The sequence below is a fragment of the Vibrio makurazakiensis genome (assembly GCF_050337375.1).
Classification (GTDB): domain Bacteria; phylum Pseudomonadota; class Gammaproteobacteria; order Enterobacterales; family Vibrionaceae; genus Vibrio; species Vibrio makurazakiensis.
This window is the reverse complement of record NZ_JAKJSW010000262.1, coordinates 1-5,152: the sequence shown is the minus strand read 5'-3', so window position 1 is coordinate 5,152 and position 5,152 is coordinate 1. Positions and strand designations below refer to the sequence as shown.

The 5,152-nt window shown below is 41.8% G+C and carries 3 protein-coding genes; all 3 read right to left on the bottom strand.

What is annotated here, in order from left to right:
• The coding region (locus tag L4C33_RS19510) for an NAD-glutamate dehydrogenase (protein ID WP_428814064.1) at positions 1-3,911 on the bottom strand (3,911 nt) is incomplete at its 3' end.
• A 218-nt stretch (positions 3,912-4,129) separates the two neighbouring features.
• The gene (locus L4C33_RS19505; protein WP_428814063.1) at positions 4,130-4,348 is read right to left on the bottom strand and encodes a DUF2835 domain-containing protein; all 219 of its coding nucleotides are present in this window, start codon (positions 4,346-4,348) and stop codon (positions 4,130-4,132) included.
• Positions 4,349-4,450: 102 nt separating this feature from the next.
• On the bottom strand, positions 4,451-5,152 hold a 702-nt coding region (locus tag L4C33_RS19500), incomplete at its 5' end, for an aminopeptidase N C-terminal domain-containing protein (RefSeq protein WP_428814062.1).

Sequence of the window (5,152 nt, the reverse complement as noted above, 5' to 3'; positions counted from 1 at the left end):
GTCAATTGCTGAGCATGGAACTCATCATTTGCAATATCATCACACACAAGATCTTCTTTTAGTACCATCTTGCCGTACGCAACGAGTACCGACAACTCCGGGCGAGTTAATGCATGTCCCTGCTTCTCACGTTCTAGAAGCGTTTCGTCATCTGGAATATATTCTAGTGCACGGTCAAGGTATCCGCCTTTCTCCATAGTATGGATAAAACGAATTTGCTCTTTAACTAAACCGACACCTTGATGTTCAGTTACTGAGATAGATTCAGCTTGGCAGTATGCATCGTCGAGAACGATGTCACCAACCTCATCTTCCATTGATTCAAGGATCAGGTTGCGCTGTTTAACGGTTAGGTCACCGTTTGAAACTAATCCATTCAAGAAGATCTTAATGTTTACTTCATTATCAGAACAATCCACACCACCCACGTTATCTACGAAGTCAGTATTAACTCGGCCACCAGTCAGTGCGTATTCAATACGGCCTAACTGCGTCATACCTAAGTTACCACCTTCACCGACAACCTTAGCTTTAAGATCTTTACCATCGATACGAAGTACATCATTCGCTCGGTCACCAACATCAGTATGTGTTTCTGAAGAAGACTTAACGTATGTACCGATACCACCGTTCCATAATAGATCCACCTCCATTGATAAGATCATCTTGATCAAATCGTTTGGCGCCATTGAAGACTTCTTCGTTCCTAACATTTTCTGAATTTCAGGTGTTAGAGAAATAGATTTCGCACGACGAGAGAAAATACCACCGCCCTTCGAAATTAGATCTTTGTTGTAGTCTTCCCAGCTTGAACGAGGAAGCTTGAATAAACGGTCACGCTCTTCCCAACTTGCTGCTGACTCTGGGTTTGGGTCAATAAAGATATGTAGATGGTTGAACGCCGCTTGAAGACGAATGTGCTTTGATAACAACATACCATTACCAAAAACATCACCCGCCATATCACCAACACCGATAGCAGTGAAATCTGTGCTTTGACAGTTGATACCCATTTCTCGGAAGTGACGCTTAACCGACTCCCAGCCACCTTTTGCAGTAATACCCATCGCTTTGTGGTCGTAACCATTTGAGCCACCCGAAGCAAAAGCATCACCTAGCCAGAAGTTATATTCTTCTGAAACTGAGTTAGCTAAATCCGAGAACGTTGCCGTACCTTTATCAGCAGCAACAACTAGGTATGGGTCGTCTTCATCATGGCGGACAACGCTCTTAGGTGGAATCACTTCCCCTTCAATGATGTTATCTGATACATCTAGCAATGCGCGGATGAAGCGTTTGTAACAACGTTGACCTTCCGCAAAAATCTCATCACGTCCAGACATAGTGTGTTGACGTTTACAAACGAAACCACCTTTAGCACCAACAGGAACAATTACTGTGTTCTTAACTTGCTGCGCTTTAACTAAGCCTAGAATCTCTGTACGGAAATCCTCTTGGCGATCAGACCAACGCAAGCCACCACGTGCAACTTTACCACCACGTAAATGTACACCTTCAATATCTGGTGCATAAACGAAGATCTCGAAAGCTGGAACTGGAGCTGGAATATCTGGGATCTCGCTCGGTCTCATTTTTAGAGCCAACCAAGGTTTATATTGTTTGTTTTCGTCTAACTGATAGTAGTTAGTACGAAGTGTTGCAGAGATCATTTCCATGTAGCGGCGGATAATACGATCATCATCCAAGCTTTCTACATGATCTAACTGCTCGGTGATCTTTTTGATCAGGTCAGCTTGGCCTTTCTTGCTGCCTTTAAGCTTAGGATCAAAACGTTTTTCAAATAGAGAAACTAAACCCTTCGCAAGCTCTGGATAATGCGACAATGTATCTTCGATGTACTGTTGACTGAATGGGAAGCCAACTTGACGCATGTAACGAGCATAAGCACGTAAGATTGAGATTTCACGACCCGAAATCGCAGCACCAAGTACTAATCGGTTGAAACCATCACTTTCTAACTCACCAGCCCAAATTGCAGCGAATGCTTGTTGGAATAGATCACGAGCTTCACGTAAATCAACCGTGACTTCACTCTTATGAAGCATTGAGAAATCTAAGATCCAATAAGTTACGCCATTAGTCTTGCGTACTTCATATGGAGACTCACCAATCACACGTAAGCCTAAGTTTTCAAGCATCGGCATTACATCAGAAAGGTGGATAGGCTCATCACTGTGGTAGAACAGTTTTAAACGAACCGCTTTTGAATCTGCCGCCTCTTCTTGTGGACGGTAGAAAAGCATACCAAGTTTGTTGTCTTCACTTAGAGCTTCTAGACGCTCAATATCTGCAACTGCAGAACCTGGCATCATGTCTTCTTTGTATGAACGTGGGAAAGCACGTAGGTATTCTTTCGAAAGTGGTAGACCTTTACTCTCACCAAAGTTAGCGATGATAGATTCAGATAAGCGGTCATCCCAAGATGAAGATACTTCCATTAAGTTTTGCTCTATTGTTTTAACATCTACATCCACGTTGTTGTTATCAACACGAACGATGTAATGTGTTCTAGCCAATGGGCTTTCAGAGAAGTAAGTCGTGAACTCTACTTCTTGTTCACAACCAAAATACTGCTTCAGAATGCGTTGCGTTTGACGACGTAACTCTGTGTTGTAACGGTCTTTCGTTACGTAAACCATACAGCTGAAAAAACGACCAAACGGGTCTTTACGTACAAATAGACGAAGTAAGTCGCGGTCTTGCATTTGAACAACACCAGTACCTACTTCTAACAATTCTTCTTCACGTGCTTGTAGTAATTCATCTCTAGGGTAGTTTTCTAGAATGTTGTGAAGTGCTTTATATGAATATGAGCCATCACGATAACCACTTGCTTCTAGAATACGGTCTACTTTTTCACGAACTAATGGGATAGTCCCTACCGTTTGGTTATAAACGGCTGAGGTGTAAAGACCAGTAAAGCGGTGTTCACCAACAACTTTACCTTTCGAGTCAAATTTCTTAATACCGATATAGTCGGTATATGCAGGACGATGGATACGAGAAGCTTTATTGCCTTTCGTTACGATCACTACATAAGGTTTTTTCGCTTCAAGTCTTGCTGAATCAGAAAGTTCAGAAAGCTTAACACCCCTTACGCGATCTGGCTTAGCGAAAAGCCCTAAGCCTTTGTCTTCTGTTGGGCGTAGTTCAGTGTCACCATCAACAGAAACCAAGTCATATTCTTTGTAACCCATGAACGTAAAGTTGTGGTCACCAAGCCAACGTAAAAATGCAAGAGTCTCGTCAAAGCGTTCACCATCTAGTGGGATAGATGACTTTTGAGCTTCTACTTGGTTCGTCACTTCTTCTAAGCGTTCAACCATAAGTAGCCAATCATTCACGACTAGCCCAGCATCTGTAAATATATCCAGTAGTTCTGTTTTTAGCTCCGTCATTTCAGCTTTGCTACTTAGACGATCTACTTCGATATGGAACAGAGATTGGAAAACACCATTGCTATCATTAACGCCCGTCACTTGCCCAGACTCTGAACGTTGGATTTGCGTTGGGTTATGAAGCATTAGGTGGGAAGATAAATCTAGGCGAGTCAGTGCCATTTTAACTGAGTCCACAAGGAACGGACTGTCAGGCACAACGATTTCAACAATGGTATGTGTAGACTGCCAACCCTGTCGACTAACTGTCGGGTTGAACACTCTTACTGAAATTGCATCCGATTTTTTCTCATTGATATGGTGCCAAAGGCTAACTACAGCGCCATAAAGATCGGATTCATTTCTTTGGATTAGGTCGTCATGAGAAACATTGCTAAACATATGTTGAGCAAGTTGAGTAACAAGAGGTCGATGAGCAAGGTCAAGTTTGTCTTGAATCAGTTTGTACACTTTTTCAAGTAAAACCGGTACCACAGTTTCACGTGCGGTCATAGTCACACTCCACTATTAGAATTTGTATTTATTATAGGGGGATTACTTAAAGTACTTAGGAAAACGAGTATTTATCAGAAGCAAGCTAAGCAAATGTAATGCATTTATTTATTGTAAAAGCATTATTGAGAAATAGTTAATATTTTTAACGGTAGCGGGAGGTGAAATGTTTAATTATGTGATTAAGATTCCTTTTAACTCACTGATAAAGTCTAGGTTTACAGAGCTTCTAACTTTATAAACTTATTATTTTGGTCAGTTATTAGTCTGAACTGCCCTTTAACGCCTATTTGTGTAAGAAATGGTCTGAATCGAGTTGCAGGCAACTGTAAGCGAATTCCATTGTCAGTGATGACCTGAACGTTACTTGCCGCACCTGAGTAGTGAGATAGGAAATGTTGATAAGAGATGTTTAATCTAAATCGGTAGTAGTTCATAAATAAGTTCACAAATAAGTGATCTACCGCCGACTCGCGAGGAGCTTAGGTASACCACATAAATTAACGTTTGTTTAGGCTAGGTCGTTTAATACTAGCTGCTTAGGCTTCTAAAGCCTTGGTTACTTTCTCAAATAAGTCTTTAGCCAAGTTATCCATATCTTTCAACGCTTCTAGCTGTTTTCTCATCATCGCTTGACGCTCTTCATCGTACAAACGGTACTTCAATAGAGGATCTATGAGTCGAGAAGCTACTTGAGGGTTGCTGCTATTCAGTTCACGAAGTATCTCGCCTGCGAACTCATAACCCTTACCTGATTTGTCATGGAACTGTACTGGGTTCTGATTCAAGAAAGAGCCAATTAAGTTGCGAGTACGGTTCGGGTTTTTCAAACTAAACGCTGGGTGGTTCATCGTTTCTTTGATTGATTCTAATACGCTAGCGTCAGGGTTCGAACCTTGCAGTGCAAACCACTTATCCATTACAAGTCCATCGTGTGTCCACTTATCACTGTAGTCGGCCATTAAGTTTTCGCGACATGCTAATTGAGCAGAGTTTGCTGCCGCCATCGCTGCAATAGTGTCCGTCATATTATTTGCTTGCTTGTATTGAGCTAGAACTAAGTCATTGCCCTTCTCAGTATATGCCAGGTAACCAAGACAGACTTGGCGTAACGCACGTTTACCGATAGCTGCATGTTCAACCGTGTATTCAGCTTGTGACAAACTGTGGTAAACCGCACTCAATTCATCTTCAAGCTGAGTAGCTAACGTAACTTTCATAAACTTCAGGACAGCTGAAAT